Origin of the sequence: Enterobacter cloacae complex sp. ECC445 (assembly GCF_021892025.1) — a bacterium.
Lineage (GTDB): Bacteria > Pseudomonadota > Gammaproteobacteria > Enterobacterales > Enterobacteriaceae > Enterobacter > Enterobacter chengduensis.
In genome coordinates this window covers 22,740-48,616 of record NZ_JAKLRZ010000031.1, presented here as the reverse complement: position 1 = coordinate 48,616, position 25,877 = coordinate 22,740, and the positions used below count along the sequence as shown (strand labels likewise).

The 25,877-nt window shown below is 54.6% G+C and carries 33 protein-coding genes and 1 other RNA gene; 11 read left to right on the top strand and 23 right to left on the bottom strand.

All coding sequences use genetic code 11. The features are described from left to right. The first annotated feature begins 92 nt into the window (after nt 1–92). Genes L6R44_RS21210 through L6R44_RS21200 form a run of 3 tightly spaced genes read left to right on the top strand, consistent with a single transcriptional unit; the run spans nt 93 to nt 2,355 of the window. Nucleotides 93–644 carry a YfiR family protein gene (locus L6R44_RS21210; RefSeq protein ID WP_237425346.1) on the top strand — a complete coding sequence of 184 codons (552 nt, stop codon included), beginning with the start codon at nt 93–95 and terminating at the stop codon, nt 642–644. After that, complete coding sequence (gene dgcN / locus L6R44_RS21205) at nt 637–1,857, top strand: diguanylate cyclase DgcN (RefSeq protein ID WP_032642849.1); 1,221 nt, start codon at nt 637–639, stop codon at nt 1,855–1,857. Before L6R44_RS21210 ends, dgcN begins: the two co-directional genes overlap by 8 nt. 12 nt (nt 1,858–1,869) lie before the next feature. Next, nucleotides 1,870–2,355: an OmpA family protein gene (locus tag L6R44_RS21200; protein WP_237425345.1), complete on the top strand. Its 486-nt coding sequence runs from the start codon at nt 1,870–1,872 to the stop codon at nt 2,353–2,355. 2 nt (nt 2,356–2,357) lie between these two features. Here the strand turns inward: L6R44_RS21200 and L6R44_RS21195 are convergent, their stop codons facing one another. From L6R44_RS21195 to ffh, 7 genes are all read right to left on the bottom strand, one after another. Continuing rightward, on the bottom strand, nt 2,358–3,728 hold the full coding sequence (locus L6R44_RS21195; protein ID WP_237425344.1) for a PepSY-associated TM helix domain-containing protein: 1,371 nt from the start codon (nt 3,726–3,728) through the stop codon (nt 2,358–2,360). 36 nt (nt 3,729–3,764) lie between these two features. Continuing rightward, nucleotides 3,765–4,172 carry a DUF2946 domain-containing protein gene (locus tag L6R44_RS21190; RefSeq protein ID WP_237425343.1) on the bottom strand — a complete coding sequence of 136 codons (408 nt, stop codon included), beginning with the start codon at nt 4,170–4,172 and terminating at the stop codon, nt 3,765–3,767. Nucleotides 4,173–4,304: 132 nt separating this feature from the next. Beyond that, on the bottom strand, nt 4,305–4,652 hold the full coding sequence (rplS, locus tag L6R44_RS21185; RefSeq protein WP_002914145.1) for a 50S ribosomal protein L19: 348 nt from the start codon (nt 4,650–4,652) through the stop codon (nt 4,305–4,307). 43 nt (nt 4,653–4,695) lie between these two features. Next, complete coding sequence (trmD, locus tag L6R44_RS21180) at nt 4,696–5,463, bottom strand: tRNA (guanosine(37)-N1)-methyltransferase TrmD (RefSeq protein ID WP_010434154.1); 768 nt, start codon at nt 5,461–5,463, stop codon at nt 4,696–4,698. 31 nt (nt 5,464–5,494) lie between these two features. Further along, nucleotides 5,495–6,034 carry a ribosome maturation factor RimM gene (gene rimM, locus L6R44_RS21175; protein ID WP_029741020.1) on the bottom strand — a complete coding sequence of 180 codons (540 nt, stop codon included), beginning with the start codon at nt 6,032–6,034 and terminating at the stop codon, nt 5,495–5,497. Nucleotides 6,035–6,049: 15 nt separating this feature from the next. Further along, nucleotides 6,050–6,298, bottom strand: coding sequence for a 30S ribosomal protein S16 (gene rpsP / locus L6R44_RS21170; RefSeq protein WP_003863133.1), 249 nt, complete (start codon nt 6,296–6,298; stop codon nt 6,050–6,052). Between the two features lie 249 nt (nt 6,299–6,547). Then, on the bottom strand, nt 6,548–7,909 hold the full coding sequence (ffh, locus tag L6R44_RS21165; RefSeq protein ID WP_032642862.1) for a signal recognition particle protein: 1,362 nt from the start codon (nt 7,907–7,909) through the stop codon (nt 6,548–6,550). Nucleotides 7,910–8,075: 166 nt separating this feature from the next. Here ffh and L6R44_RS21160 point away from each other — a divergent pair, with 166 nt between their 5' ends. Together L6R44_RS21160 and L6R44_RS21155 are read left to right on the top strand one after the other, a co-directional pair. Beyond that, nucleotides 8,076–8,867: a cytochrome C assembly family protein gene (locus tag L6R44_RS21160; protein ID WP_014884879.1), complete on the top strand. Its 792-nt coding sequence runs from the start codon at nt 8,076–8,078 to the stop codon at nt 8,865–8,867. Between the two features lie 18 nt (nt 8,868–8,885). Next, nucleotides 8,886–10,172 carry an HlyC/CorC family transporter gene (locus L6R44_RS21155; protein ID WP_032642864.1) on the top strand — a complete coding sequence of 429 codons (1,287 nt, stop codon included), beginning with the start codon at nt 8,886–8,888 and terminating at the stop codon, nt 10,170–10,172. Between the two features lie 51 nt (nt 10,173–10,223). Here L6R44_RS21155 and grpE read toward each other — a convergent pair whose 3' ends face one another. Further along, nucleotides 10,224–10,817, bottom strand: a complete 594-nt coding sequence (gene grpE / locus L6R44_RS21150) for a nucleotide exchange factor GrpE (protein WP_032642866.1) — start codon at nt 10,815–10,817, stop codon at nt 10,224–10,226. A 122-nt stretch (nt 10,818–10,939) separates the two neighbouring features. Between grpE and nadK the strand changes: the two genes are divergently transcribed. The 3 genes from nadK to bamE all read left to right on the top strand — a co-directional run bounded on the left by nadK (nt 10,940) and on the right by bamE (nt 14,042). After that, entirely contained in the window at nt 10,940–11,818 is an 879-nt protein-coding gene (gene nadK / locus L6R44_RS21145; protein WP_008502500.1) for an NAD(+) kinase, read from the top strand. An 85-nt stretch (nt 11,819–11,903) separates the two neighbouring features. Continuing rightward, a complete protein-coding gene (recN, locus tag L6R44_RS21140) occupies nt 11,904–13,565 on the top strand; it encodes a DNA repair protein RecN (RefSeq protein ID WP_237425342.1) in 1,662 nt (553 codons plus the stop codon). Nucleotides 13,566–13,703: 138 nt separating this feature from the next. Further along, nucleotides 13,704–14,042 carry an outer membrane protein assembly factor BamE gene (bamE, locus tag L6R44_RS21135; RefSeq protein WP_008502502.1) on the top strand — a complete coding sequence of 113 codons (339 nt, stop codon included), beginning with the start codon at nt 13,704–13,706 and terminating at the stop codon, nt 14,040–14,042. A 104-nt stretch (nt 14,043–14,146) separates the two neighbouring features. On the opposite strand, the gene L6R44_RS21130 is transcribed toward bamE, so the two are convergent. Continuing rightward, the gene (locus L6R44_RS21130) at nt 14,147–14,434 is read right to left on the bottom strand and encodes an RnfH family protein (protein ID WP_237425341.1); all 288 of its coding nucleotides are present in this window, start codon (nt 14,432–14,434) and stop codon (nt 14,147–14,149) included. After that, entirely contained in the window at nt 14,424–14,861 is a 438-nt protein-coding gene (locus L6R44_RS21125) for a type II toxin-antitoxin system RatA family toxin (protein WP_195757742.1), read from the bottom strand. Before L6R44_RS21125 ends, L6R44_RS21130 begins: the two co-directional genes overlap by 11 nt. 156 nt (nt 14,862–15,017) lie before the next feature. Here L6R44_RS21125 and smpB point away from each other — a divergent pair, with 156 nt between their 5' ends. The 3 genes from smpB to L6R44_RS21110 all read left to right on the top strand — a co-directional run bounded on the left by smpB (nt 15,018) and on the right by L6R44_RS21110 (nt 16,491). After that, a complete protein-coding gene (smpB, locus tag L6R44_RS21120) occupies nt 15,018–15,500 on the top strand; it encodes an SsrA-binding protein SmpB (RefSeq protein WP_008502505.1) in 483 nt (160 codons plus the stop codon). Between the two features lie 89 nt (nt 15,501–15,589). Further along, nucleotides 15,590–15,953: a transfer-messenger RNA gene (ssrA, locus tag L6R44_RS21115) on the top strand. A 271-nt stretch (nt 15,954–16,224) separates the two neighbouring features. After that, nucleotides 16,225–16,491 carry a DinI family protein gene (locus L6R44_RS21110; RefSeq protein ID WP_182405422.1) on the top strand — a complete coding sequence of 89 codons (267 nt, stop codon included), beginning with the start codon at nt 16,225–16,227 and terminating at the stop codon, nt 16,489–16,491. A gap of 56 nt (nt 16,492–16,547) precedes the next feature. Here L6R44_RS21110 and L6R44_RS21105 read toward each other — a convergent pair whose 3' ends face one another. Genes L6R44_RS21105 through L6R44_RS21045 form a run of 13 tightly spaced genes read right to left on the bottom strand, consistent with a single transcriptional unit; the run spans nt 16,548 to nt 25,863 of the window. Beyond that, a complete protein-coding gene (locus L6R44_RS21105) occupies nt 16,548–17,138 on the bottom strand; it encodes a tail fiber assembly protein (RefSeq protein ID WP_237425340.1) in 591 nt (196 codons plus the stop codon). After that, nucleotides 17,138–17,893, bottom strand: a complete 756-nt coding sequence (locus L6R44_RS21100; RefSeq protein WP_237425339.1) for a phage tail protein — start codon at nt 17,891–17,893, stop codon at nt 17,138–17,140. Before L6R44_RS21100 ends, L6R44_RS21105 begins: the two co-directional genes overlap by 1 nt. After that, on the bottom strand, nt 17,893–18,573 hold the full coding sequence (locus tag L6R44_RS21095) for a DUF2612 domain-containing protein (protein WP_237425338.1): 681 nt from the start codon (nt 18,571–18,573) through the stop codon (nt 17,893–17,895). The genes L6R44_RS21100 and L6R44_RS21095 overlap by 1 nt, the downstream gene beginning before the upstream one ends. Beyond that, a complete protein-coding gene (locus L6R44_RS21090) occupies nt 18,570–19,769 on the bottom strand; it encodes a baseplate J/gp47 family protein (protein WP_237425337.1) in 1,200 nt (399 codons plus the stop codon). Before L6R44_RS21090 ends, L6R44_RS21095 begins: the two co-directional genes overlap by 4 nt. After that, on the bottom strand, nt 19,770–20,123 hold the full coding sequence (locus tag L6R44_RS21085) for a hypothetical protein (protein WP_237425336.1): 354 nt from the start codon (nt 20,121–20,123) through the stop codon (nt 19,770–19,772). Beyond that, a complete protein-coding gene (locus L6R44_RS21080; protein ID WP_063927899.1) occupies nt 20,123–20,878 on the bottom strand; it encodes a Gp138 family membrane-puncturing spike protein in 756 nt (251 codons plus the stop codon). The genes L6R44_RS21085 and L6R44_RS21080 overlap by 1 nt, the downstream gene beginning before the upstream one ends. Before the next feature lie 56 nt (nt 20,879–20,934). Further along, a complete protein-coding gene (locus L6R44_RS21075; RefSeq protein ID WP_237425335.1) occupies nt 20,935–21,387 on the bottom strand; it encodes a hypothetical protein in 453 nt (150 codons plus the stop codon). Continuing rightward, on the bottom strand, nt 21,388–21,741 hold the full coding sequence (locus tag L6R44_RS21070) for a hypothetical protein (protein WP_237425334.1): 354 nt from the start codon (nt 21,739–21,741) through the stop codon (nt 21,388–21,390). Beyond that, the gene (locus L6R44_RS21065; protein WP_237425333.1) at nt 21,741–22,808 is read right to left on the bottom strand and encodes a hypothetical protein; all 1,068 of its coding nucleotides are present in this window, start codon (nt 22,806–22,808) and stop codon (nt 21,741–21,743) included. The genes L6R44_RS21070 and L6R44_RS21065 overlap by 1 nt, the downstream gene beginning before the upstream one ends. A gap of 2 nt (nt 22,809–22,810) precedes the next feature. Further along, nucleotides 22,811–23,113, bottom strand: a complete 303-nt coding sequence (locus L6R44_RS21060; RefSeq protein WP_032666013.1) for a phage baseplate plug family protein — start codon at nt 23,111–23,113, stop codon at nt 22,811–22,813. Then, nucleotides 23,113–23,700 carry a phage baseplate protein gene (locus tag L6R44_RS21055; RefSeq protein WP_060569230.1) on the bottom strand — a complete coding sequence of 196 codons (588 nt, stop codon included), beginning with the start codon at nt 23,698–23,700 and terminating at the stop codon, nt 23,113–23,115. Before L6R44_RS21055 ends, L6R44_RS21060 begins: the two co-directional genes overlap by 1 nt. Next, nucleotides 23,700–25,709 carry a transglycosylase SLT domain-containing protein gene (locus L6R44_RS21050; RefSeq protein ID WP_237425332.1) on the bottom strand — a complete coding sequence of 670 codons (2,010 nt, stop codon included), beginning with the start codon at nt 25,707–25,709 and terminating at the stop codon, nt 23,700–23,702. The genes L6R44_RS21055 and L6R44_RS21050 overlap by 1 nt, the downstream gene beginning before the upstream one ends. Continuing rightward, the gene (locus tag L6R44_RS21045) at nt 25,699–25,863 is read right to left on the bottom strand and encodes a DUF6889 family protein (RefSeq protein ID WP_406943440.1); all 165 of its coding nucleotides are present in this window, start codon (nt 25,861–25,863) and stop codon (nt 25,699–25,701) included. The genes L6R44_RS21050 and L6R44_RS21045 overlap by 11 nt, the downstream gene beginning before the upstream one ends. Nucleotides 25,864–25,877 lie beyond the last annotated feature (14 nt).

Genomic DNA, 25,877 nt, shown 5'->3' with positions numbered 1-25,877 from the left:
AGATCGACCAGAGGCTATTTCTGACATAATGACGGCTCTGATAAACAATGGTATTCTGCCCGCAACTCTTAAGGACAACTATATCCGGAGCGATGTGGCGGATTCTGGTGAGAAATTTATTCTTGATCTCTTTTTTCCGATTCACTCTGGTGCTAGCGCTGTTCCTCATAGTAAGCCCTACGACGGCAGGCACGCTTACGGAAACGGATAAATCGGTACGCGCGATAGTTTCAGGCATTGTGAGCTATACGCGATGGCCATCACTTTCCGGGCAGCCTAAGCTCTGCGTCTACGCCACTTCTCACTATACGCACGCGCTCAGCGGCGATGAGGGGCATACTGAGTTACCTTATACTCCCGTTATTGTACGTAACGATCGGGAAGCACTGGCCGCGACGTGCGATGCTATTTATTTCGGGTCTGAATCACCGGCAAAGCAACTTGAATTAATAAGTCAATATCAGGGTAGAGCGTTGCTATTAATCTCAGAGCAAAATCCGGAATGTGTAATTGGTAGCGCCTTTTGCCTGATAATCGATGGCGGCCAGGTACGGTTCTCCGTCAACCTGGATGCATTGACGCGCAGTGGCGTAAGGGTCAATCCGGATGTATTAATGCTGGCACGGAATAAGCAGCATGGATAAAGATTTCACTTCAACGCAACGTCCGACGTTTAAAAGAACGTTGAGGCGAAACAGCATGATAAGCGTCATTATCACCATGACCTTAATATGGCTGCTGCTCTGTTTTGCTTCCGTCGTGACGTTAAAACAATACGCGCAAAAGAATCTCGAATTAACCGGCGCCACAATGAGCCACAGCCTGGAAGCCTCGCTGGTGTTCAACGATTCGCTGGCGGCCAACGAAACGCTCGCCGCTCTGGGCAAACAGGGCCAGTTTGCCGTGGCCGAGGTGATCAACGCGCATAAAAAACGGTTTGCCTACTGGTCCTGGAATCCGGAAGACAACAACGACACGCTGGGCGCGCTGGTCAGCCGCTGGCTTTTCCCCGTACCGATTGCGCAGCCCATCATGCATAACGGTGCAACGATCGGCGAAATTCGCCTTACCGCTCGCGACAGTCTAATTGGCCATTTCATCTGGATGTCGTTTGCCGTTCTCACCGGCTGCATTCTCTTTGCAACCGTCGTCGCGCTCGCCATTACCCAGTCTTTGCACCATGGGATGGTAACGGCCCTGCAAAATATTACCGACGTCGTGCATGACGTACGCACGAACCGCAATTTCTCTCGCCGGGTGAAAGACGGGCGCATTGAAGAATTTCACCAGTTTGGCGAAGACTTCAACAGCCTCCTGGATGAGATGGAAGAGTGGCAGCTGAAGCTGCAGGCGAAAAACGCCCAGCTGTTGCGGACCGCCATGCACGACCCGCTTACCGGTCTTGCCAACCGCGCCGCGTTTCGTAACAGCATTGCGGCCTTAATGAACGACCCTTCAGCCAAAACGAAGTCGGCCCTGCTCTTCCTCGACGGTGATAACTTTAAGTTTATCAACGACACCTGGGGACACGCGGCGGGGGACTGCGTGCTGATAGAGGTCGCCAGCAGGATGATGGAGTTTGGCGATAAACGGCATCAGTCCTACCGCCTTGGCGGTGACGAGTTTGCCATGGTGCTGTACGGCGTGCACTCCGAGCCCGAGGTTCAACATATTTGTGCTGCGCTATCGCAGCAGTTTCTCCGTCCGTTTGATCTTCATAACGGACAGCAAGCATCGATGTCACTCAGCATTGGCTTTGCTCTGGCGTGGGAAAATGCTTCCGTGGAAGCATTACTGGAGAGGGCTGACCGCAACATGTACCAGGTTAAAAACCAGCGTACAAAAACAATAAGTTAGAAAGGATACACTATGTTAAAACGTTACTTCGCGCCGATAGTACTGGCCTCACTGGTTCTGGCAGGCTGTCAGTCGCCGCCGGAAGGCAAATTCACGCCTGAGCAAATTGCGGCGATGAAGTCTTACGGATTTAACGAACTGAACGGTGACTGGTCGCTTGGCATGTCGGACACCATACTCTTTGATAAAAATGACGCCAGACTGCGCTCGGAAAGTGAAACGCAGATCCATTCCATGGCCTCTCGTCTGGCGGAAACCGGCCTGAACCACGCGCGAATGGACGGTCACACGGATAATTACGGCGAAGCGAGCTACAACGAAGCGCTGTCGTTAAAACGCGCCAATGCCGTGGCCGATGCCTGGGCGAAGGGTGCAAATATCCCGCGCAGCAATCTCACCACGCGGGGATTAGGTCAAAAATACCCTGTTGCAAGCAACAGTACCCCGAAAGGGCGCGCTGAAAACCGCCGCGTCGCGGTGGTGATCAGCACGCCATAGGATTATTTAGCGGATGATTCGGCGAGCGTAGCCCTGGTTGCCGCTCGCCAGCGCAGCCAGTCCACCAGAACAAACAGCGCCAGACTCGCGCCCATGACCGGCAGGGCCAGCCCCAGCAGTACGCTGATTATCACCGAAACCGCCCTTCCCCACCCGGAGAGCGCCAGCCAGCTCTGGCAAAGCGTCAGTACCGGACTCACTGCCGATTGTGCCGGACGACGCATCCACCACATCCGATACCCCCAGATAATGAGCACGCACAGGGCAAGGCCGAACGCCACGAGCAGCAGCTGGTTCACCAGTCCGAATAAGATCCCCATATGGAAATCCACGCCCCAGCGGGTCAGTTTTGCCATTAACGGGAAATCCTCAAATCGGGTTCTGTCCAGAACCTGCAGCGTTGCAGGATCAACCGCAACGGCGTCCACCTGCGTCGGCCAGCTGCGGTCGATTTCCGTTACGGTCCAGGCGCGATCCGCGGTTTTCGCCGGGCGGATCTCCAGCCTGTTGGCGTCAATCCCTGCTTTGCGGGCGGCGCTTAGTACCCCGTCAAACTGCGTTAAATCCATCGCCATTTCCGGCATCATCATTCCGCCGTGATGAGCGTGGTGTTCGGCATGTTCATCCACCGTCTCCTGGTGGCCGGATAGCGTCGTATTCACCTGCGGAGTGAGCCAGTCCATCTCTGCCCGCAGCTTATCAACGTTCCCTCCCGCCCACTGGGACCAGGTCAGGCCGGTTGCGGAGAACAGCAGCATCCCGCCCAGCAGGCTCCAGCCCAGCGTCACGTGCAGGCGACGACGAGTCTGGAAGCGATTGTCGATCCGCCGCTTGGGTCGGGTATAAAACCACAGGGCAATACCGCCCAGCGCGGCGACCCACATCCAGGAAGCCGCCAGTTCGCTGTAGAGCCGCCCCACGTCGCCCAGCATCAGAGAGGCATGCAAATAATCAATGGTCTGACGCAGCGGTAAAATCCCGCTGGTGCCGTATACCGTCATGTCACCCAGCACCGCCAGGCTTACCGGATCGACGAAGATAGCCCGGTTCTCCGAGGGCCCAAGCGCCGGATCGGCAAACATCACGCGGGTGGTTTCACCTTCAGCCAGCCCCGGACGCACGGCGTGCAAACGCAAATCCGATCCAACGGTTTTCTCCGCCACGGCAATTTGTTCCGCCAGCGGCTGCGGCTCGCCCACGGAATCAGCGTGGATCGCGTGCCGATAGAGCGCGTTTTCCAGCTGTGGGGTGGCTACATACAGCGTACCGGTCAGCGCGGCAAAGAAGATAAACGGGCCGACAAACAGCCCAACGTAAAAATGAAGGCGACGCAGCAGGTTTCCCCATGCCGCGCGCGAGGTGCAGGTAGTCATACTTTTCCTTTTTAAGGCAGTAAGTTAGCGATATTTTTAAAGGGAAAAAGCAGACTCCCGCGGCGGCGCGCGGGTATCAGGATAAAGCCAGGGGAAAAAGTGCCAGTGGCTGACCGCCTGACGCGGTGGATTAACGCGAAGCCTCTGCAGCACCACGCTGAGCAGGACAATCAGCGCCAGCATCACGCCAGGCACATGCGCCAACAGCACGCAGTAGCCGCACGCTTCCGCATGGTCGACAGGCATCGTGTGCGACGGCATGTCGCCATGATGCGCGTCCATCGACATCATGCTCATGTCATGATGCATGCCCGGCATGGTGCTCATGGGATCTTTCTGCAGCGAGACGGAGATCAGCGGCGCCACCACGATCAGCAGGATCGCAAACAGCGCGGTCAATGCCGCTGTGTGTTTCCGGTCAGGCTGATGCAGTACGTTATCCACGTCCCCTCCACTCAAGAGGCAAGCATTGTAAATGATTTATGACAAAAGGGTTAACGCGAGAGGTGCGATGGGATAAAAAAAGGGCCAGCCTTTCGGCCAGCCCTTTCTAACAGGATGTCGCTTAAGCGAATCTTAGTTCAGACGCTCTTTAATACGAGCAGACTTACCAGTACGCTCACGCAGGTAGTACAGTTTAGCTTTACGTACAGCACCACGACGTTTAACAGCAATGCTGTCAACTACCGGAGAGTGAGTCTGGAAGACACGCTCAACGCCTTCGCCGTTGGAAATTTTACGAACAGTGAATGCAGAGTGCAGACCGCGGTTACGAATAGCGATAACCACGCCCTCGAATGCCTGCAGACGTTTTTTGGAACCTTCAACAACCCATACTTTCACTTCCACGGTGTCACCTGGACGGAAGGAAGGTACGTCCTGCTTCATCTGCTCTTGTTCAAGTTGCTTAATAATGTTGCTCATAATTTAATCTCTTATCCTGGGTAAACTGATATTCGGGAGCGTATTACGCATTCCCATCATGTTCATGCTGCTGGTGCGCGTGTTCAGTTTTGAACTCGGCCAGCAACTTTGCTTGCTCTTCAGTCAGAGCCAGGTTTTCCAGAAGTTCAGGTCTTCTAAGCCAGGTTCGGCCCAGCGACTGCTTCAAACGCCAGCGACGTATCTCGGCATGGTTTCCAGACAGTAACACCGCCGGGACGTCCATCCCTTCTAACACTTCAGGACGAGTATAGTGTGGACAGTCCAGCAACCCGTCGGCAAAGGAATCTTCCGTTGCCGAAGCTTCATGGCCCAGAACCCCCGGTATGAACCGGGCGACGGAGTCAATCAGCGTCATTGCCGGTAACTCACCACCGCTGAGTACGTAATCGCCGATAGACCATTCTTCGTCAATCTCGGTTTGAATTACGCGCTCATCTATCCCTTCGTAGCGACCACAGACCAGAATCAGCTTTTGATTCGTTGCCAGTTCGCTCACGCCCGCTTGATCAAGCTTGCGTCCCTGAGGTGACAGATAAATCACCTTTGCGCCTTCACCTGCCGCGGCTTTTGCTGTGTGAATGGCGTCCCGTAAGGGTTGCACCATCATCAACATCCCCGGTCCGCCGCCGTAGGGACGATCGTCCACGGTACGGTGCCGGTCATGCGTGAAGTCACGCGGACTCCAGCTCTGGATGCTCAGCAGGCCATTCTTTACTGCCCGGCCAGTTACCCCGTAATCGGTAATCGCGCGGAACATTTCAGGAAACAGGCTAATTATGCCAATCCACATAGCGCCGTCTTTTACCGTTTATCCGGAGAATTTAAAAACCAGGATCCCAATCTACTTCAATGGTTTGAGTAGTGAGATCGACTTTCTTGATAACCTGTCCATCGAGGAACGGGACCAGCCGCTCCTTGATGCCAAATGCATCTTTCAGGTTTGCCTTAATGACGAGAACGTCATTTGACCCGGTTTCCATCATATCGATGACTTTCCCCAGGCTGTAGCCTTCGGTAGTGACTACCTGGCAACCCATAAGGTCTTTCCAGTAGTAGTCGCCCTCTTCCAGCTGTGGCAACTGCGACGAATCCACGACAATTTCACAATTAGTCAGCGCATTCGCGGCATCACGATCGTCAACGCCTTTCAGCTTGATGATGATGTCCTGATTGTGGTGACGCCAGCTTTCCAGCTCGACCTCTTCCCACTTACCGCCTTTCTGGATAAACCAGGGCTGGTAATCAAAAATGCTATCAGCGTCTTCAGTGGAGGAAAACACTCTGAGCCAACCACGGATACCGTAGCAAGAACCCATTTTTCCCAATACGATCGGTTCAACAGGTGCTTTATTGCTCATCATGACCACCGTGACAGATTAAGCTGCTTTGTTTGCTGCTTTGATCAGCGTAGCAACGCGATCGGAAACAGTCGCGCCCTGGCCAACCCAGTGAGCGATACGATCCAGATCCAGACGAGTTTCTTCTTCTGCGCCAGCGGCCAGTGGGTTGAAGAAACCAACGCGCTCGATGAAGCGACCGTTGCGTGCATTACGGCTGTCGGTTACAACAACCTGGTAGAACGGACGCTTTTTAGCGCCGTGACGAGCTAAACGAATAGTTACCATAACATCCTCTTGTGTGAATAAAACAACCGGGCCCCATCGAGGAACGGAGCCCGGGTGTCATATTAAAAGCCCGAAAATTTTACTGATTTTTGGGGGAAATGCAATCAGCAGTTGATAAGTCTGCTGTAAAAGGCCGTCGGCGGTGCAGCCAGTTTGGCGTCGGCGAGCGCGCAGAAAGCGGAGCGTACACGTAGTACGTGAGCATTTCGAGCACTCCCCGGCGTCAAAATGGCAAACAAGCCAGGCCGATTAACGCCCTGGAAAACCGGGAGGCATCATCCCTTTCATCCCGCGCATCATCTTCGCCATGCCGCCTTTCTTCATTTTCTTCATCATGCGCTGCATGTCGTCGAACTGTTTCAGAAGGCGGTTAACGTCCTGTACCTGCATGCCGCAACCGGCTGCGATACGGCGTTTACGGGAGCCTTTGATGATGTCCGGGTTAGCGCGCTCTTTCAGCGTCATTGAGTTGATGATCGCTTCCATACGCACCAGCACCTTGTCATCCATCTGCGCTTTCACGTTGTCAGGGATCTGGCCCATGCCCGGCAGTTTGCCCATCAGGCTGGCCATGCCGCCCATGTTTTTCATCTGACGCAGCTGTTCAAGGAAGTCGGTGAGATCGAAACCGTCGCCTTTTTTCAGCTTGCTGGCGAGTTTTTCAGCCTGAGCGCGGTCAACCTTGCTTTCGATATCTTCAATCAGCGACAGCACGTCGCCCATGCCGAGAATACGGGAGGCAATACGGTCCGGGTGGAACGGCTCCAGCGCTTCGGTTTTTTCGCCCACGCCGAGGAACTTGATCGGCTTACCGGTAATGTGACGAATCGAGAGGGCCGCACCGCCGCGGGCGTCGCCGTCCACTTTGGTCAGCACCACGCCGGTTAACGGCAGCGCTTCGTTAAACGCTTTCGCGGTATTCGCCGCATCCTGACCGGTCATGGCGTCGACAACGAACAGGGTCTCTACCGGGTTGATAGAGGCATGCACCTGCTTGATCTCGTCCATCATCGCTTCGTCAACGTGCAGACGACCGGCGGTATCCACCAGCAGCACGTCGTAGAACTTCAGCTTCGCCTCTTTCAGCGCCGCGTTAACGATGTCAACAGGCTTCTGCGCCACGTCGGACGGGAAGAAATCCACGCCGACCTGCTCGGCCAGGGTTTCCAGCTGCTTGATCGCCGCCGGGCGATAGACGTCCGCAGAGACCACCAGCACTTTCTTCTTGTGCTTTTCGCGCAGGAATTTACCCAGCTTGCCGACGCTGGTCGTTTTACCCGCACCCTGCAGGCCCGCCATCAGCACAACGGCCGGTGGCTGAGCGGCCAGGTTAAGCACCTGGTTCTCTTCGCCCATCGCCGAAACCAGCTCCTGGCGAACGATTTTGACGAACTCCTGACCCGGGGTCAGGCTCTTGTTAACTTCATGACCAACCGCCTTCTCTTTTACGCGGTTGATAAAATCACGAACAACCGGCAACGCGACGTCTGCTTCCAGCAGCGCCATGCGCACTTCGCGCAGCGTTTCCTTGATGTTCTCTTCAGTAAGGCGCCCGCGGCCGCTGATGTTGCGCAGCGTGCGCGACAAACGATCGGTTAAATTATCAAACATTGTCTCTCGCCTGAGTAGAAACGTTGGGCCGCCATGGGCGACACATACACAGAATTTTGCCGGAGTATAACATGAAGGCGCCTTTGTTGTTATGCAACGGTTGGAGCAGGCGTCACGTAACGTTATACTGCTTCTCTTTCTTATTAAGACAACTGTCGATGCCTATATGCCTGTTTTCGCACTGATCGCCCTTGTTGCCTACTCTGTCAGCCTCGCGCTGATCGTTCCCGGACTGCTGCAAAAAAACAGCGGCTGGCGGCGCATGGCCATTCTTTCCGCGGTGATCGCTCTGATTAGCCACGCCTTTGCGCTGGAATCACGCATCATCCCCGGCGACGGCAGCGTGCAAAACCTGAGCGTCCTTAACGTCGGCTCGCTGGTCAGCCTGATGATCTGCACGGTGATGACCATCGTCGCGTCTAAAAATCGCGGCTGGCTGCTGCTGCCGATTGTCTACACCTTTGCGCTGATCAATCTGGCTTTAGCCACCTTTATGCCTAATGAGTTCATTACGCATCTGGAGGCAACGCCAGGGATGCTGGTGCATATCGGCCTGTCGCTCTTTGCCTACGCGACGCTCATCATCGCCGCGCTTTACGCCATGCAGCTCGCCTGGATTGACTACCAGCTCAAAAACAAAAAGCTGGCGTTTAACCACGAGATGCCGCCGCTGATGGTCATTGAGCGTAAGATGTTCCACATCACCCAGGTGGGGGTAGTGCTGCTCACGCTGACGCTCTGCACGGGTCTGTTCTACATGAAGAACCTGTTCAGCGTGGAGAATATCGACAAAGCGGTGCTCTCCATCATCGCGTGGTTTGTCTATATTGTCCTGTTATGGGGCCATTACCATGAAGGCTGGCGCGGACGTCGCGTGGTCTGGTTCAACGTCGCGGGTGCGGGCATTCTGACCCTTGCCTATTTTGGCAGCCGCTTCATACAGCAATTTGCTGGCTAAGAAACAAAGGAGTTCCCCCTGGAACACATCTCTACCACCACGCTGATCGTTACGCTGATCGTCATGGTGGTCATCTCCGCCTATTTCTCCGGCTCGGAAACCGGCATGATGACCTTAAACCGCTACCGGTTACGGCATCGCGCTAAGCAGGGTAACCGTGCCGCACGTCGCGTTGAAAAACTGCTCCGCAAGCCGGATCGCCTGATAAGCCTGGTGCTCATCGGCAACAACCTCGTCAATATTCTGGCCTCCGCCCTCGGCACCATCGTCGGGATGCGTCTGTACGGTAACGCCGGGGTGGCGATTGCCACCGGCGTGCTGACGTTCGTGGTGCTGGTGTTTGCCGAAGTGCTGCCGAAAACCATCGCCGCGCTTTACCCTGAAAAGGTCGCCTACCCGAGCAGCTTCCTGCTCGCGCCGCTGCAGATCCTGATGATGCCGCTGGTGTGGCTGCTGAACATGGTGACGCGCGTCCTGATGCGGATGGTGGGCATCAAAGCCGACGTCACCATCAGCAGCGCGCTCAGCAAAGAGGAGTTACGCACCATCGTGCATGAATCCCGCTCGCAGATCTCCCGTCGCAATCAGGACATGCTCCTGTCGGTGCTGGATCTGGAAAAGGTGAGCGTGAACGACATCATGGTGCCGCGTAACGAAATCGTCGGCATCGACATCAATGATGACTGGAAAGCCATCGTCCGCCAGCTAACGCACTCCCCGCACGGGCGTATTGTGCTTTATCGCGACTCGCTGGACGACGCCATCAGCATGCTGCGCGTGCGCGAAGCCTACCGCCTGATGACCGAGAAAAAAGAGTTCACCAAAGAGGTCATGCTGCGCGCCGCCGACGAGATTTACTACGTGCCGGAAGGAACGCCGCTCAGCACGCAGCTGGTGAAATTCCAGCGCAACAAGAAAAAGGTCGGCCTGGTGGTCAACGAGTACGGCGATATTCAGGGGCTGGTGACGGTCGAAGATATTCTGGAAGAGATCGTCGGGGACTTTACCACGTCAATGTCGCCTTCCCTCGCGGAAGAGGTTACTCCGCAAAACGACGGCTCGGTGCTGATTGACGGTAGCGCGAACATTCGTGAACTCAACAAAGCCTTTAACTGGCATTTGCCGGAAGACGAGGCCCGGACCATTAACGGGATGATTCTGGAAGCGCTGGAAGAGATCCCGGCGGCGGGCACGCGGGTGCGCATTGAGCAGTACGACATTGATATCCTGGACGTGCAGGACAATATGATTAAGCAGGTGAAGGTTCTGCCCGTCACGCCGCTTCGGGAAAGTATTGCCGAATAAAATATAGGCCGGGTAAGGCGAACGCCGCCACCCGGCGCTACAGGTAGCAAATTACGCTTTCGCTTTCGCCACGGTCACCATCGCTGCGCGAATGGTACGGCCGTTCAGGGTGTAACCTTTCTGCATCACGCCCAGCACCTTACCGGCTTCAATCTCTTCAGATTCAACCATGGCAATCGCCTGATGAACGTTTGGATCCAACGGAACGTTGGTATCGGCAATCACTTCCACGCCAAACTTGCGCACCACGTCGAGCATGGATTTCAGCGTCAGTTCGATACCTTCGATCATCGCCGCGTTGTCCGGATTTGCTTTGTCAGCCACTTCAAGGGCGCGATCGAGGCTGTCGATGACCGGCAGCAGTTCGTTGACGAATTTCTCCAGCGCAAATTTATGCGCCTTCTCAACGTCCTGCTCGGTACGACGACGCAGGTTTTCCATTTCCGCCTTGATGCGCAGAACACCATCGCGTTCGCGATTCTGTGCTTCTACCAGCTGGGCTTCCAGATTCGCAATTTTTTCATCGCGCGGGTCCACCTGCTCAGCAGATGCGTCTGGCTCTACAGCCTCAACTTCATCGTGCTGTTCCGTGATAATTTCTTCAGGGGCTTGCCCCTCAGGCGTTTTCTGTTCTTTACTACTCATGAATTTCTCCGCGTTTTTCTGCATTCATCTCGCTAACTTCGCTTATTATGGGGATCAGTTTCCGGGATTCAAGGGAACAAGACAGATTGTCATCATTCATCAGGCACAAGGACCTCCAGAAAATGAATAATCATTTCAGGTGTATTGGGATCGTCGGGCATCCGCGTCACCCTACCGCACTAACGACACATGAAATGTTGTATCGCTGGTTGTGTAGCAAAGGCTATGAAGTGATGGTCGAGCAGCAGATTGCGCAGGAGCTGCAGCTGAAGAGCGTCAAAACCGGCACGCTGGCGGAAATTGGCCAACAGGCCGATCTCGCCGTGGTGGTGGGCGGCGACGGCAACATGCTCGGCGCGGCCCGCACGCTGGCGCGCTATGACATCAAGGTCATCGGCATCAACCGCGGCAATCTCGGTTTTTTAACCGACCTCGACCCGGACAATGCGCAGCAGCAGCTGGCGGACGTGCTGGAAGGCCACTATATCAGCGAAAAACGCTTCTTGCTGGAAGCGCAGGTGTGCCAGCAGGACTGTCAGAAACGCATCAGCACCGCCATTAACGAGGTCGTCCTTCACCCTGGTAAAGTGGCGCATATGATTGAGTTTGAAGTCTATATTGACGAGATCTTTGCCTTCTCCCAGCGTTCTGACGGCCTGATTATCTCCACCCCCACCGGCTCAACCGCCTACTCGCTTTCTGCCGGCGGCCCGATCCTGACGCCCTCTTTGGATGCCATTACCCTGGTGCCGATGTTCCCGCACACGCTCTCCGCCCGCCCGCTGGTCATCAACGGCGACAGCACGATCCGTCTGCGCTTCTCGCACCGGCGTAACGACCTGGAGATCAGCTGCGACAGCCAGATAGCGCTGCCGATTCAGGAAGGTGAAGATGTCCTGATTCGTCGGTGTGATTACCACCTTAATTTGATTCACCCGAAAGATTACAGCTATTTCAACACATTAAGCTCGAAGCTTGGCTGGTCAAAAAAATTGTTCTGATTTTGCATCCAGGTCTTTACTGTATAAAAAACCAGTTTATACTGTATGAAAAAACAGTCATGGTTTTTCATACAGGAAAACAATTATGCTGGCACAACTGACCATCAGCAACTTTGCCATTGTTCGTGAGCTTGAGATCGATTTCCACAGCGGCATGACGGCGATCACCGGCGAAACCGGTGCGGGTAAATCCATTGCCATTGATGCCCTCGGCTTGTGCCTTGGCGGCCGCGCTGAGGGCGACATGGTGCGCATGGGCGCAAACCGCGCCGACCTGTGCGCCCGCTTCTCTCTGAAGGACACCCCTGCCGCCCAGCGCTGGCTGGAACAGAACCAGCTTGAAGATGGACGTGAGTGTTTACTTCGCCGCGTCATCAGCAGCGACGGCCGCTCACGCGGCTTTATCAACGGCACGGCGGTTCCGCTCTCCCAGCTTCGCGAACTCGGCCAGCTGCTTATCCAGATCCACGGCCAGCACGCCCATCAGCAGCTCGTCAAACCTGAACAGCAGAAAGCGCTGCTGGATGGCTATGCGGGTGAGTACGCGCTTACTCAGCTTATGGCGGAGCACTATCGCCAGTGGCATCAGAGCTGCCGCGAGCTGGCCCAGCACCAGCAGCAAAGCCAGGAGCGCGCCGCCCGTGCGGAGCTGCTGGCGTACCAGCTTAAAGAGCTGAACGAATTCAACCCGCAGCCCGGTGAATTTGAGCAAATCGATGAAGAGTACAAGCGCCTGGCGAACAGCGGCCAACTGCTCTCAACCAGTCAGAATGCGCTCAACCTGCTGGCGGATGGCGAAGACGTAAACCTGCAGAGCCAGCTGTATAACGTCCGTCAGCTGATTACCGAACTGGTCGGTATGGACAGCAAGCTTTCTGGCGTCCTGGATATGCTGGAAGAAGCGGCGATCCAGATCTCCGAAGCCGGTGACGAGCTGCGCCACTACTGTGAACGTCTGGATCTCGACCCGAACCGTCTGTTTGAGCTGGAACAGCGCATTTCCCGTCAGATTTCGCTGGCGCGCAAGCACCACGTCACGCCAGAAGAGCTGCCGGGCTACTATCAGGCTCTGCTGGAAGAACAGCAGCAGCTTGACGATCAGGCTGACTCGCAGGAAACCCTCTCTCTGGCGGTGAACCTGCACCATGAACAGGCGCTGGCGACGGCCCAAAAGCTGCATGAAATCCGTCAGCATTACGCTCAGGAGCTCAGCCAGCATATAACCGACAGCATGCACACGCTGGCGATGCCGCACGGCGTCTTCACCATTGACGTTCGCTTTGAAGAGAACCACCTGACGGCGGAAGGCGCGGATCGCATCGAGTTCCGCGTTACCACCAACCCGGGGCAGCCGCTGCAGGCGATCTCCAAAGTGGCCTCCGGCGGTGAGCTATCGCGTATTGCGCTGGCGATTCAGGTGATCACCGCGCGTAAAATGGACACCCCGGCGCTGATCTTCGATGAAGTGGACGTTGGTATCAGCGGTCCTACGGCGGCGGTGGTGGGTAAACTGCTGCGCCAGCTAGGTGAATCCACGCAGGTAATGTGTGTCACCCACCTGCCGCAGGTCGCGGGCTGTGGACATCATCACTTTATCGTCAGCAAAGAAACCGACGGCGAAATGACCGAAACGCACATGAAGCCGCTGGATAAACGTGCGCGTCTGCAGGAGCTGGCACGCCTGCTCGGCGGCAGCGAAGTCACGCGTAACACGCTCGCGAACGCGAAAGAACTGCTGGCGGCATAAACTTTTTCGGGATCTCAGGGTCATAGAGAACAACAAAAACGCCGCCAGACCGGTTTCAAAGTGGGGCAAGGTCTATTATCATCGGCATATTACATATGAGCCGCGTTCTGCTCGGGCCCGAAAAGGAATCAAATCACTATGCGTTGTAAAATGCTGACCGCTGCCGCAGCGGTTCTTCTGATGTTGACCGCAGGCTGTTCCACTCTGGAGAAAGTGGTTTACCGTCCTGACATCAACCAGGGGAACTACCTTACCCCTAACGATGTGTCCAAAATCCGCGTGGGTATGACACAACAGCAGGTCGCTTATGCACTGGGAACCCCGATGATGTCCGATCCGTTCGGCACTAACACCTGGTTCTATGTATTCCGTCAAAAGCCGGGCCATGAAGATGCGACCCAGCAGACCCTGACGCTGACCTTCAGCAGCGCCGGTGTGTTGACCAACATCGACAACAAGCCTGCCCTGACCAAATAATCCGGCGTCAGAAATGCAAAAAGGTGCTCAATGAGCACCTTTTTTGTTTTGTGTTGATCCCCTAGTCTCTTTGGGGAGAGGATCAGGGTGAGGGGAAGAAAGCGCTACTTAGCCGATTTCTCCGCACGCTGGCGACGCAGCTCTTTTGGGTCGGCAATCAGCGGACGATAAATCTCCACCCGATCGCCCTCTTTCAGCACGTCACCCAGCTTCACCGGACGGCTGTAAATACCGACCTTATTTTTCGCCAGATCGATATCGCTGCGAAGCTCAAGGATGCCGGAAGCGTGGATAGCCGCCTCAACTGTCGACCCCTCTTCCAGCGTCACGCGCTGCAGATACTGCTTCTCGGGCAGCGCGTACACCACTTCGACAGCAATCTTATGCGACACTGTAAACCTCTTTGGCGCGGGTGGTGAACGCCTGAACCATATTCGAAGCCAGCTCTTTAAAGATGCGGCCAAACGCCAGTTCAATCAGCTTGTTGGTAAACTCAAAATCCAGCTGGAACTCTATGCGGCAGGCGTCTGCGCTCAGCGGCGTAAACTTCCAGCCCCCGATTAGGCTTTTAAACGGACCATCCACCAGATGCATCAAAATACTCTGATTGCTGGTCAGCGTGTTGCGGGTGGTGAACGTCTTGCTGATCCCCGCTTTGGAGACATCCACCGCCGCGGTCATCTGCGTCGGGCCGGACTCCAGAACGCGGCTCCCGGTACACCCCGGAATAAACTCCGGATAAGACTGAACGTCGTTCACTAACTGATACATCTGTTCCGCGCTGTAAGGCACAAGCGCAGTACGGCTAATCTGAGGCATAGCATTTTCCATGATCACACAACGGACAAATAATAACATTTATCACCTGTTAAAAAAACGCTAAGCCTCATCTCGTGCTAAGATAGCGCGTTAGACCTCACGGGACGCAATGAGGTGACTTTTTGAAATCAGATTACCGACGGCTTTACGACACTTATGACGAAGAAAAAAGCACATAAACCAGGCTCGGCGACCATTGCGCTCAACAAGCGTGCTCGCCACGAGTATTTCATTGAAGAAGAATTCGAAGCTGGCCTTGCGTTGCAAGGCTGGGAAGTAAAATCGCTGCGCGCCGGGAAAGCCAACATCGGCGATAGCTACGTGATCCTGAAAGATGGCGAAGCCTTCCTGTTCGGCGCGAACTTTACGCCGCTGACCGTCGCCTCGTCGCACTACGTGTGTGACCCAACGCGCACGCGTAAACTGCTGCTGAACAAGCGCGAGCTGGAATCCCTCTACGGGCGCATTAACCGTGAAGGTTTCACCGTGGTTGCCCTGTCGCTGTACTGGAAAAACGCCTGGTGCAAAGTGAAGGTTGGCGTCGCGAAGGGTAAAAAACAGCACGACAAACGTACTGACCTGAAAGAGCGCGAGTGGCAGTTGGACAAAGCGCGCATTATGAAAAACGCAGGACGTTGATTCTGCACACTTATTGTACTATTCAATAAGTTAGCGTTCCGGGCTGGTATCCAGGAAGTGAAATCTGGTATACTCAGTTCAACACTATTGGGGCTGATTCTGGATTCGACGGGATTTGCGAAACCCAAGGTGCATGCCGAGGGGCGGTTTGCCTCGTTAAAAGCCGCAAAAAAATAGTCGCAAACGACGAAAACTACGCTTTAGCAGCTTAATAACCTGCTCTGAGCCCTCTCTCCCTAGCTTCCGCTCTTAAGACGGGGATCAAAGAGAGGTCAAACCCAAAAGAGATCGCGTGGAAGCCCTGCCTGGGGTTGAAGCGTTAAAACTAATCAGGCTAGTTCGTTAGTGGCGTGTCTGTCCGCAGCTGGCGTGCGAATGTAAAGACAAACTAAGCATGTAGTACCGAGGATGTAGAAATTTCGGACGCGGGTTCAACTCCCGCCAGCTCCACCATTTTTGATAGGACTGCAACCGGACAGCGGCAATAAAAACAGCCACTTACGGACTCTGACCAGACAGAGTGCAGACCGAGAAAAGACAAAAAAATGCACGTGAAATGCACGTGCACTTTAAAAGAACCCCAGATTTCACGGTCTGGGGTTTTTCTATTTGTAACTAATGGTAACAAAAATACACCCCTTCCTCGCGCTGCGCTCGCCTTGACACTGTTTATTTTTACAGTAAAAATACTGTATGCAACCACAGTGGTTTTCCGGAGGCTTTAATGTTCGTTGAACTGGTTTATGACAAGCGAAATGTAGAGGGACTTGAAGGAGCCAGAGAGATTATCCTGGCCGAACTAACGAAGCGGGTGCACCAGATTTTCCCGGATGCCGAGGTGAAGGTGAAGCCGATGCAGGCGAACGGTTTAAATAGCGATGCCAGCAAAAGCGATCGGGAAAAACTGAATCGTATGCTGGAGGATATGTTTGAAGAATCCGACATGTGGCTGGTTTCTGAATTCCCGACAGTTCGTCAGGTTGGTCTGTGATGTGAATAAGGCTGCCGGAATATCCCCGACAGCCTTTTTTGGGTTTATGCGTCGCCTTAAGGCTGCGTAGGCCACTCGATATCTGGTGCGCTGGTGGTATCGACAGCTTCCAGCGCATCCAGATAATCAAGCCATTCGTTATATCGTTCCTTCTCTGTATCCTTCAAACGGCCCATAGCAGCCTTACCAGGCCACTGTTTACTGTTCATGTACTCATTGGCCTGATCAATTTTATTTATTTTTTCTTCATCTGCAGCCGCAACGTCAGCTGCATGTTCCGCATTCGCATCAGTAACCCATTTTTCACCGTCCCATTTATCATACGGGCCTGAAGGCGCGGTGGTAGTGTACCCAACATGCACAGGGCCAATATAATCAATAGTGGATGGCATTCCGTCAGTGGTTGAGTAGACAATCTCGCCCCGATTATCTTCTTCCTGACTCCAGGCTCCATTTTTAAATACGGCTACTTGTCCCGCCACTCCATCACCAGGGTCAATGTCTGTTGAATGCCCGGGCATGCTTACACCAGTATTAATGTACTCATCAGACCAACCGGTATATTCCCCGGTATCCGGATCATAATAAAAACAGCGGATGTCGCCCGGTTCTGTAGCCAGACCATTTTTATCAAAAACAGGTTTCATTATTTCGCCCTTACGAGAAAGTTAAATGCAATGTTACGTGGACGGGTTTCTGCTGAAGTTCGTGCGACACGAGAGGCATCAAACGAATAGTTCGATTGTTTGTAATTCCCACCAGTAGGAATGGAAGAGAGGTTTGGCGTAAGCGTGCTTGAGCTAAAAGCGCCTGTAGTTGTGTTATTTGGCCCTGCGGTAACATCCAGCAAACTGCCGGTAATGTTTTGCAGCGCATCGCCCTGAGCACTCAATAACGTTCGTCCGCTATCAACGCCGCGACCATCATCCCAGACACGAAGAAATTCGCCCCGTGATTCAGTAAGAACCAGGCCAGGGAAAACAAGCGCCAGTTTCGGGTAAGTTGTCGCTGAGAATGTCGCTCCGTTGAACTTCAGAAACACCATATCAGCCCATTCGGTCATTACGGTATTCGGCATTGCGGAGGACGGCCAGAAGAACGGGATTCCGATCGCTGGTGCGCCTGCTCCCAAACGGAGGTTTGCGATAAGCGCATTCGTGAATTTTGTCACCAGACCGTTAACGTCAGCATTGTCCAGTGCATCCGCGCCAGAGTTCGCAATAAACTGGCCCACCAGCGCAGCGATCGTGGTCGCCTGGCGAATTGCTTTGTTGACCTGTGCGCTGGATGCTTTGCCTGCCGTAAAGCCAGAAAGCAGAGCCGGAAGTGCTTCCCACTCTGCCTGTGATGTGACGTTAGCGTTAGGATCAAGTGCGAACGCTTTAAAGTTATTTGTTGCCATTAGAGTAAAGTCCCCCATGCTCCAACATCGAACCCGCCGATGTATTCGTTATCCATATCAAACCCAAAGAATTTTGAACCCTCGGACGGTGTTTCTACCGAAGGCGTTTCAACATCACCGGCCCATACGCCAGCGGCTTTAACAGTGAGATAGCCCTGCTTGATAGCGGCTATCAGTTCGAGGGACACTTCAGAAATGTCAGTCTCGGGAAATACCCAGACCGAGATCGTCATGTCCTGGTTGTCGACGATTTGCATCTTCAGGCCGGAGCCTGCAGTTGCAGCGTCAAGGATGGGAGGCAGCGAATCATTGCGACCGTCCCAGTTGTTGATAGCAATTTTTGCTTTAAGAACGATGCGGTAAGTTGCATCACTTAAAGTGGTGTAACCTGAATCCGGGTCATACGGGCCTTGCCATACGCCCTGGTCATATCCGAGCCCGTCTGTGTCCCAGCAGAAATAAACGCCACTTATCGGCTGGCTGACTATGCGACTGCGGCCAATCCAGAGGCCGAGCGTATCGAGCTGGACTCCGACAGCGGTATCGATGTCGAAAGCGCTTACCAGCCCCCGGGTGGAGGCAGTGATATCAATCAGTGGCCGCGTGCTCAGGTCGACGTGATCAAAGAATCTGGGCTTAGTGGCGTGATAGTTGGTGATTAGGTCCGTGTACTTGCTCATGACGTCACCGTTAGAACAATGTTTTCGGGTTTACACGACGCGGATTCGTTGTAGGCGATAATGATGTTTGCCGCCGCTACGCTACCGGCTGATTTGCCAATCAGCAGCTCCTGTATGTCGTAGTAACGCGCATTGCCGCCACTCACTACGCCGAGGTTCGCCGGAGAATAAATCCTGCTCAGCAGCACATCGTCGCCGATGGTCAGCCCGTTGATGTAATCCGCGACGGCCTGCTGAATCTGTACGCCAATTTGCGACGTGTAGCCGGTGAATGCTTTCAGGGTGATATGCCCGTAAATCGGGACATCAGTAGACCGCGAAAAGCTGATCACGTGTGGATTGCCGTAGGTATCCGGTACCGTGACAGAGGTTGTCCCGTAAGTTGCCGTTCCCTGCCCTTTGTTTCCCCGGATTGTCTGGGCTATCTCGGTAACATCACCTCCATCGACGATGGCGGAAATGGAATGAGGCGGCAGCCCGTTGCTGTCGGTTGCACCAGTATCATTCTCGTAGAGCTTGTGACGCGTCACGCCTGCAACGTTGGCGATCGCACCGTCGACACCTTCAAACGGTGTGAGTGACGGCAGAGCGACGCTTTGCCCCTGCCTGATGCGCAGTTCTGCGTCGTTTTCAGCCGGTGCGCCTACGGTGGCCGCCGCCGGGTTGATTACCGATGCCCAGCCACGGGTCGGCGTGTTGATAGTGGTAATCGTCCCGGCCAGCGCCGCAACCGCTCCGCTGTTTGAACAGGTTGCAGTTACCGTCACGGTACCGCCGACACCAATCGTCACCGAGGCAGGAAGCCGCCAGATCACGTTATTCGTGTCTTTCACGGTCCCGTTTGTGATGGATGTCCCGGCGGTACCGGTCAGAAGCAGATCCACGGTAGAGTTCGTCGCTCCCCGGCGCGCGATACCGTTAATTTTTACGTTACTCGTCAGCGCTGCACCGTAACCCGTAGCAGGTGAGAAGCAGTTATAAACGGAGATGGCCGTGTTATTGGCATCGTGAATAGCCAGCGCCACCAGCGCCACCATCTGGCCGTCTTTACTGTCTGGCTCCAGATAAGCGTCACTGCCATAAATCTGCTGGAAATAGCTCGTCAGGGTATCGAGTATCGTCTGGTAATCAGGCGCGCTGATCCCCTCAGCGGTTACCGTTGCCGATAAGCCGAGTGTGTCCAAATTGAGGGCCATTTATGCCTCGCTGGTTACTGTCGTTGTTCCGTAGATAGTGTCGATTTCAGCAGTGAAGGAGACGCGGCGCGTCGTAGTATTCACTGTCGTATTGAAAGAGATGATGGATTTAACGCCCCGCGTTTCGAGGATGCGCTTACGGATCGCCAGGTTGTAGGTTTCCGGCTTCTGCTTACCGAGTACGGACTGAATCCACGGTGTCCCCTCCGTGGTGTCGAGAAACCATTGCCCGTACCACAATTCGAATCGCGTTTTCACGGCCTGCGCCACGGCATCCGGTGAGTTAATCAGCCAGGTATCATCGCCGCTGCCAAAGGTGTAATCGCCATCGTCATCTTCACGTCTGTATCGCATTAGTTAGGCGCTCCTGTATTACCGCCGCCAGTCTGTACTCCGCCGTGCGTATGCGTCATCAGGCTCTTACCACCAGCTTTCACATCGTTAGTTACCGTGACAGGTCCGAGCATCGTCGCGGTACCGCCACTTTCGCCCATACCCTGAGAGAGATTCCCGTTTATTGTCACGTTGCCGTTTAGCGTGATGGTGGGTGATGTGATCGTGGTTCCTCCTTCTGCGGTCGCCGTCAGCGCGCCGGGAGTTTTTACCGTGATGTTATGACCTGCGGCCACTTCCACAAACGCAGCACCATCATCAGTACGCAGCTGTGCGCCACTGGTGCTTATTCCGCTGATTTTCTCCGCCTGCGACTGCGGCCCGACGATACAGAACGCATCCGATAAATCATGCACCCGGTCATCGACAGGCTCCTGCACCCCGCCGTTCTGCCACCAGAAATCGATGCAGCGATCGGCGAAAATCACCAGGCATTCATCACCGGCTTTAACCGGGAACGTTAGCGTGCATCCCCCGCCGCGCGGAAATACTACCGGTACATCCACCAGCAGCGGGTAATTTTTGGTAATGCGGTTCCCGTCGTTATCAGTTTCAACCGAACGGATAGCAGGCTGCACAACCGCCGTAACCGCATCAGGATCGAATGACTGAACGATGCCAGGCAGAGCGACGCGGATCTGGTTCTTTGTTGTCTCCCGCTCAGATTTGAACGTTTCGGCAAGGTCGCCGCTGCGGGTCTGGTCAGATACTGCCATTTGGTAGGCTCCAGAAAGAAAAAACCCGCCAGGTGGCGGGTTAAGTGATAATTCAGCTATTTAATCTTTGGTCGAGGAATGATGACCTCAGCCCAACATCGACAGTAACCGTTTGGGCATAACTTCCCTTCACCTGGGTGGCCCGTTTTTGGTGGCTTAGCCCATTTAAATTTCTTCCCCGCCTGCTTATCGCATGCAGGGCAACAATCCGAACCCTGCCAAACATACCCCGGAGATCCAATTCGTTCAGCCTGAATTTGCGTGGCTTTCGCTTTCTTCCTGAAATCATCACCTAATAGCTTTTGATAAGCTATACCATCGGCAAGAACCTCTTCAGAACTTCGGCGCTTTCCATTTTTAGGCTTAGACTTTACTTCCGGTATGCGATGGGAGTAATTGATACTACGCAGAAATTCATCATCTTTTTTCTTCTTATGGCGGCTTATCCAGCGGGGAATTACTGCTACGGCCACAAGAATCAGGATTAAAAAAAGCGAACTTCCGACCATTCAGCCGCTCACCTTCACGCAAGGAAACGAGCCAATAATCTTTGGGGCATCCATGCTGTTCTGTAGAAGCTGAACATTCAAGAAACGCTTTTCGGTACCCGGGCGGCGAATAAACTCGAAACCGTAATTGTTACCGTCTTTGGCCGGCATGAGGCCCATATCAGCCTTCATTCCATTGCCATTACCAAGAGTTTTAATTTTCTGGGAGGTAACAGTCTCACCATTAATCCTGAACAGCGAATCAGGTATCAACTCCAATTTGTAGCCACCACACTGAAGTGTGATGCCGCCAGGATTCGTAGCAAACGCCAATCCAGGAAGAAAACAGAGTCCGATAACAATCCACTTTTTCACTATCCTACCTCCCGCTGTAAAGACGACGCCGAACGGAGATCCGCCGCGCCACGCGCTTCGCACATCATATCCATGTACCACGGCGGCCCCCTTGTGTCGCCAGTGTACATAATCCCGCGCACAATATAAACGCCATCCGTTGCGATGCTGGCAGGCTGCGCCGTGGTGCCGCTGAGCGTGATATTTCCGTCCGTGTTCTGGTCGGTGATCTGCCCACCGGCCATAGCGATATCGTTGTTCGACAGCGCGGTACGATACACGGAAGCCTGATCCAGCTGAATGAGCCCGTTAACCCGGATGTTCGGGTTAATCAGCGCGCGGACGTTTACGCCGTTGCCGATGGTCTGCTGTGGCATACCGATCAGCCCGGTAGCGCTGTTGAGCACAATCGCGTCGTGAACATACTCGTTATTCGCTACCATCTGCCGCTGGCCGTCTACGAACTGCCATGTTGCGCCACATTGTCCGGCCACGTTATCCATAAGGTGCCGTGTCATGCCGAACAGCACCCGGCCCCGGGGGAATACGGTAGCAGGCATTTCAGGCGTCAGGCCTTCGGTCGCACCTTTGGCCTCGAAGTCTTTCATCAGCGCGCGGTTCACGTCTGCGACCGTGTAACCGGCCGCCAGCGTCTGCGACGTTATGCTGGTGGCAAAAGCCAGATCCGTATCGGCTGCCTGAATCAGGACGTAGGAATCAATAGGACTGTCTTTACCGGTGACCGAGTAGCGAATTTCACCGCTGAAAATAAGTCCATAGTTGCGGCCATCACTCTGTCCCACGTCCGCCGCGTCGACTTCGCGCACGGTCCCGACGTCGCTTGCCGATACCTCCGGCGCGATACCGTCGTAACCGGCAATCAGCCGAACTTTCGAAAACTCTTTGCCGGTTATACGGTTGGAGGTATCTGCAGACAGGTTGTAAATTTTGAACGTCCCCACCCGTGACGCGCTGCTGATGTTGAACCAGTCGATCGTAAAGGTCACTTTAAAATCGCTGAGCTCAATCCCCTGCCCGTTCTCGTCCAGGAGCTGCAACTCGAAATGTCTCATCCAGTTCTGTGACATGCTTACTCCGTTGATACCAGTAAATGACTGCGGCCGCCCAGGTCGGTTTTCGTCGGATAATCCTGTGTACTGTCGTCACAGACCACCACCAGCTTAAAGCCGAGGCCCATATAGGCGTACTGCGCCAGCAGGTCAGCGCCGGTGACGAGAGGAATACCGGAGATTACCGGCTCCCCTCTGTCGTTCTGTAGGTCCATAATCCAGTACAGATCGCGCCAGGTGATACTAATCCGCCAGGTGGTCCCCGCCAGAATGATGCTGAATTGCTGGTTATCCGCTGTCAGCGGGATTTCCTGAATTGCCATTAGCCGAGCCCCAGTAATGACGCCGCGTTACCCGTGATGCTTTTCAGCAGCGAGGTATTTGGCGGCTTTGTGGTTTTGTTGCCGGTGTTCAGTACCGCCGACGTGCTGGCCCCGTCCTTCATGTTAGTTTTATCCGCGACGGTGATCTGCTGCGTCTGCGAGATAAGAACCTCCCTCAGGGTGAGAACGGCAGACAGGACGTTTTCGGTTGTCTTGTCTGTCGTCACTTCCAGCGCGCGGATCAGCATGTTGCTGTACAGCCGTTTGCCGGTCACTACATCGAAAGGAATACGGCTAGCCTGCAGGTCGAGTATCTCCTGATACGTCTGCTGAGGACTCAGCCCGAGCAGGCTGGTTGCCGTAAGGTTACTGGCAAAATCCAGCAACGCTCCGCCGCCAGCGAAACCGACCTCCATCACCACTTCAGACGGTTTTTTGTAGGCATGGTCAGCGATAGCTGCCCCAACTTCGACAGGGTGCTCTGTTATCTCCAGCGTGTCGGTATGCTTCTCAGAAACAACCACGCTGGGGACAATCATCCCTATTTTTCGGCTCTGCTGCTGAAAGAGCGTAGAGAGAATATCCATTAACCCACCTTCGTTTGATTACCGCGCATGACCTGGGCGTTTGCCGACTGCTGCCGACGCTCGACCTCGGTACCGACAGAACGCGGGTCACCACCACCGTAGATGTGATAGGTGTTCTGTTGCTGTACCTGAGCACCGGGCGCGGGCATGTTGCTTAACACCTTCGGAATGTAGTTGCGGGTTTCCTGAGGCATAAGGGCCATCCCGTGCTTCTGCACGTTACCGATCCCCCAGTTATAAGAGGCCAGCGCCTTGCTCAGGTCACCGCCGTTCGCCTGCAGCAGCTGTGAGAGATACTTTGCGGCTGCCTGCGCGGCCTTCTCCGGGTCGAAAACATCATTCCCGCGCAGCCCCATGTCGCGCGCCGTGCCGTCCATAAACTGAAACAGGCCTTTAGCGCCAGCGCCTGAAACAGCGAACTGATTACCGCCCGATTCCGTGATGGCCACACTGCGCAGCAAACCTTCCGGAAGCCGATAGAGCTGCTCCAGGTTGGTTAGCATCGGCTGCATCCAACCCAGCAGTTCAGAGCCCGCTTTGGTTGGCTGTGGCCGCTTGACTGACTGGCCGAGCTGTTCAGGTTCATCATCACCAAACCAGCCGCGCACCGTTCGGCCCACGCTGCGAGGATCGAATCCCCAGTGCTCTTTAATCCAGTCGGCGGTACCGTTGGCGCTGTCTGTTACCATCGGCATCGCTGACGGATTTTCGCTGCCCTGATTAAGCATCTGTTTGCCGATGCTGGCGGCATCAGCCCAGCGGCCATCTTTAATGGCGTTGAGCAGGTCGGCGATCATATTCAGCATTTTGCTGAACTCGCCCATCTGGTCGATAAAGTTGCTGAAATCCCACTTCAGGGACCATGATTTGGGGTCAATATTGAGCAGTTTCGCCAGCGCTTTCGCCAGTTCGTTAACGGTCGTTTTAAGGTCACGAACCATCTTCAGCGCGGCGTCGACTTCCGGCTTCCACTTGCCCCAGTCAATCAGGCTGTCCCCGCCTTCCTTCCAGGTCTGATAGTCCTCCCACAGAAGGGCAATTCCCGCCGCAAGTGCGGTAATTAGGCCAATCGGCGACATCCAGAACGTACTGTTCAGAATGCGCAGCGCAATCGTCAGCGCGCCAAACAGCGAGATCAGCTCCCGAGTTTGCTTATCCAGCGATTGCCACCATGTGATAAGGCTGGATGTCCCCTCAATAAGCCTGAAGAACAGCCGCCCGATAATGTCCCCGAGCGCCAGAATGCCTTTTATGGCTTTCGTCAGGGTCTGCTCGATGCGCGGGAAGTTATCCAGGATGTGTCGGCGCAGCGTGTCCAGCGAACCCGCCAGACCACCAGCAAGATTAGAGCCGATTTTGTCACGGGCCATCCCTGCCATCGCGCCGAACTCGCGTAGGGAGGTCATGAATTTGTTGGAGCTTCTGGCCGCCTCGTCAGCATTGAAGCCGATAGCTTTCGCCATTGCGCTGTACTGCCCGGAGAAACCGCCCACACCCCGGCGCATCGCCATGAGGGTATTTTCGTCAATGCCCAGCATCTGCGCATACTGGTTAGCCCGGTAATATGGCATGCTGCTGAGCTTCTGGCCGACACCCGTAAAGATAGCGGCCATGTCACGCATGTTACCGCTGGCGTCACGGGTCTGTACGCCCAGGCGATTCAGGAAGCCTTCCGCGCCGGGATTGTTACGGACAAAACGGGAGAGGCTTTCCAGAGAGGATCGCGCCGCGTCAACGCTGCCGCCTACCTGCGAAACCGCATAGCCAATAGACTGAATCCCCTGAACCGTCGCGCCGGTGCGCTGTGACGCCCAGTAGAGATTATCCAGACCGGAGGCGATCTTAGCCGTGAAGGCCACCACGGTAAGCGCAGCACCTTCGACGGCCAGCCCCATTTTGATGGCGTTTGCGGTCGTACCTGCGAGGACTGAATCGAATTTTTCCGCGCCTGCTTCGTCGATATCGAAGCCGAGCGAGACGAGAAAATCTTTAATAGTCTCAGCGTTCATTATCCTCTCTCCATTTCTCAATACGACGCTGGTTGTCAGCCTTAACGGCCAGGAGGTCATTCATCAGCGCGATATCGCACAGATCGACAGATCCATCCTTCAGCGCGTAATAAGGGATTAACCCGGCGTCAACCGGGTCAAGGAGATAAGACAGCCCGTCAGGCAGGC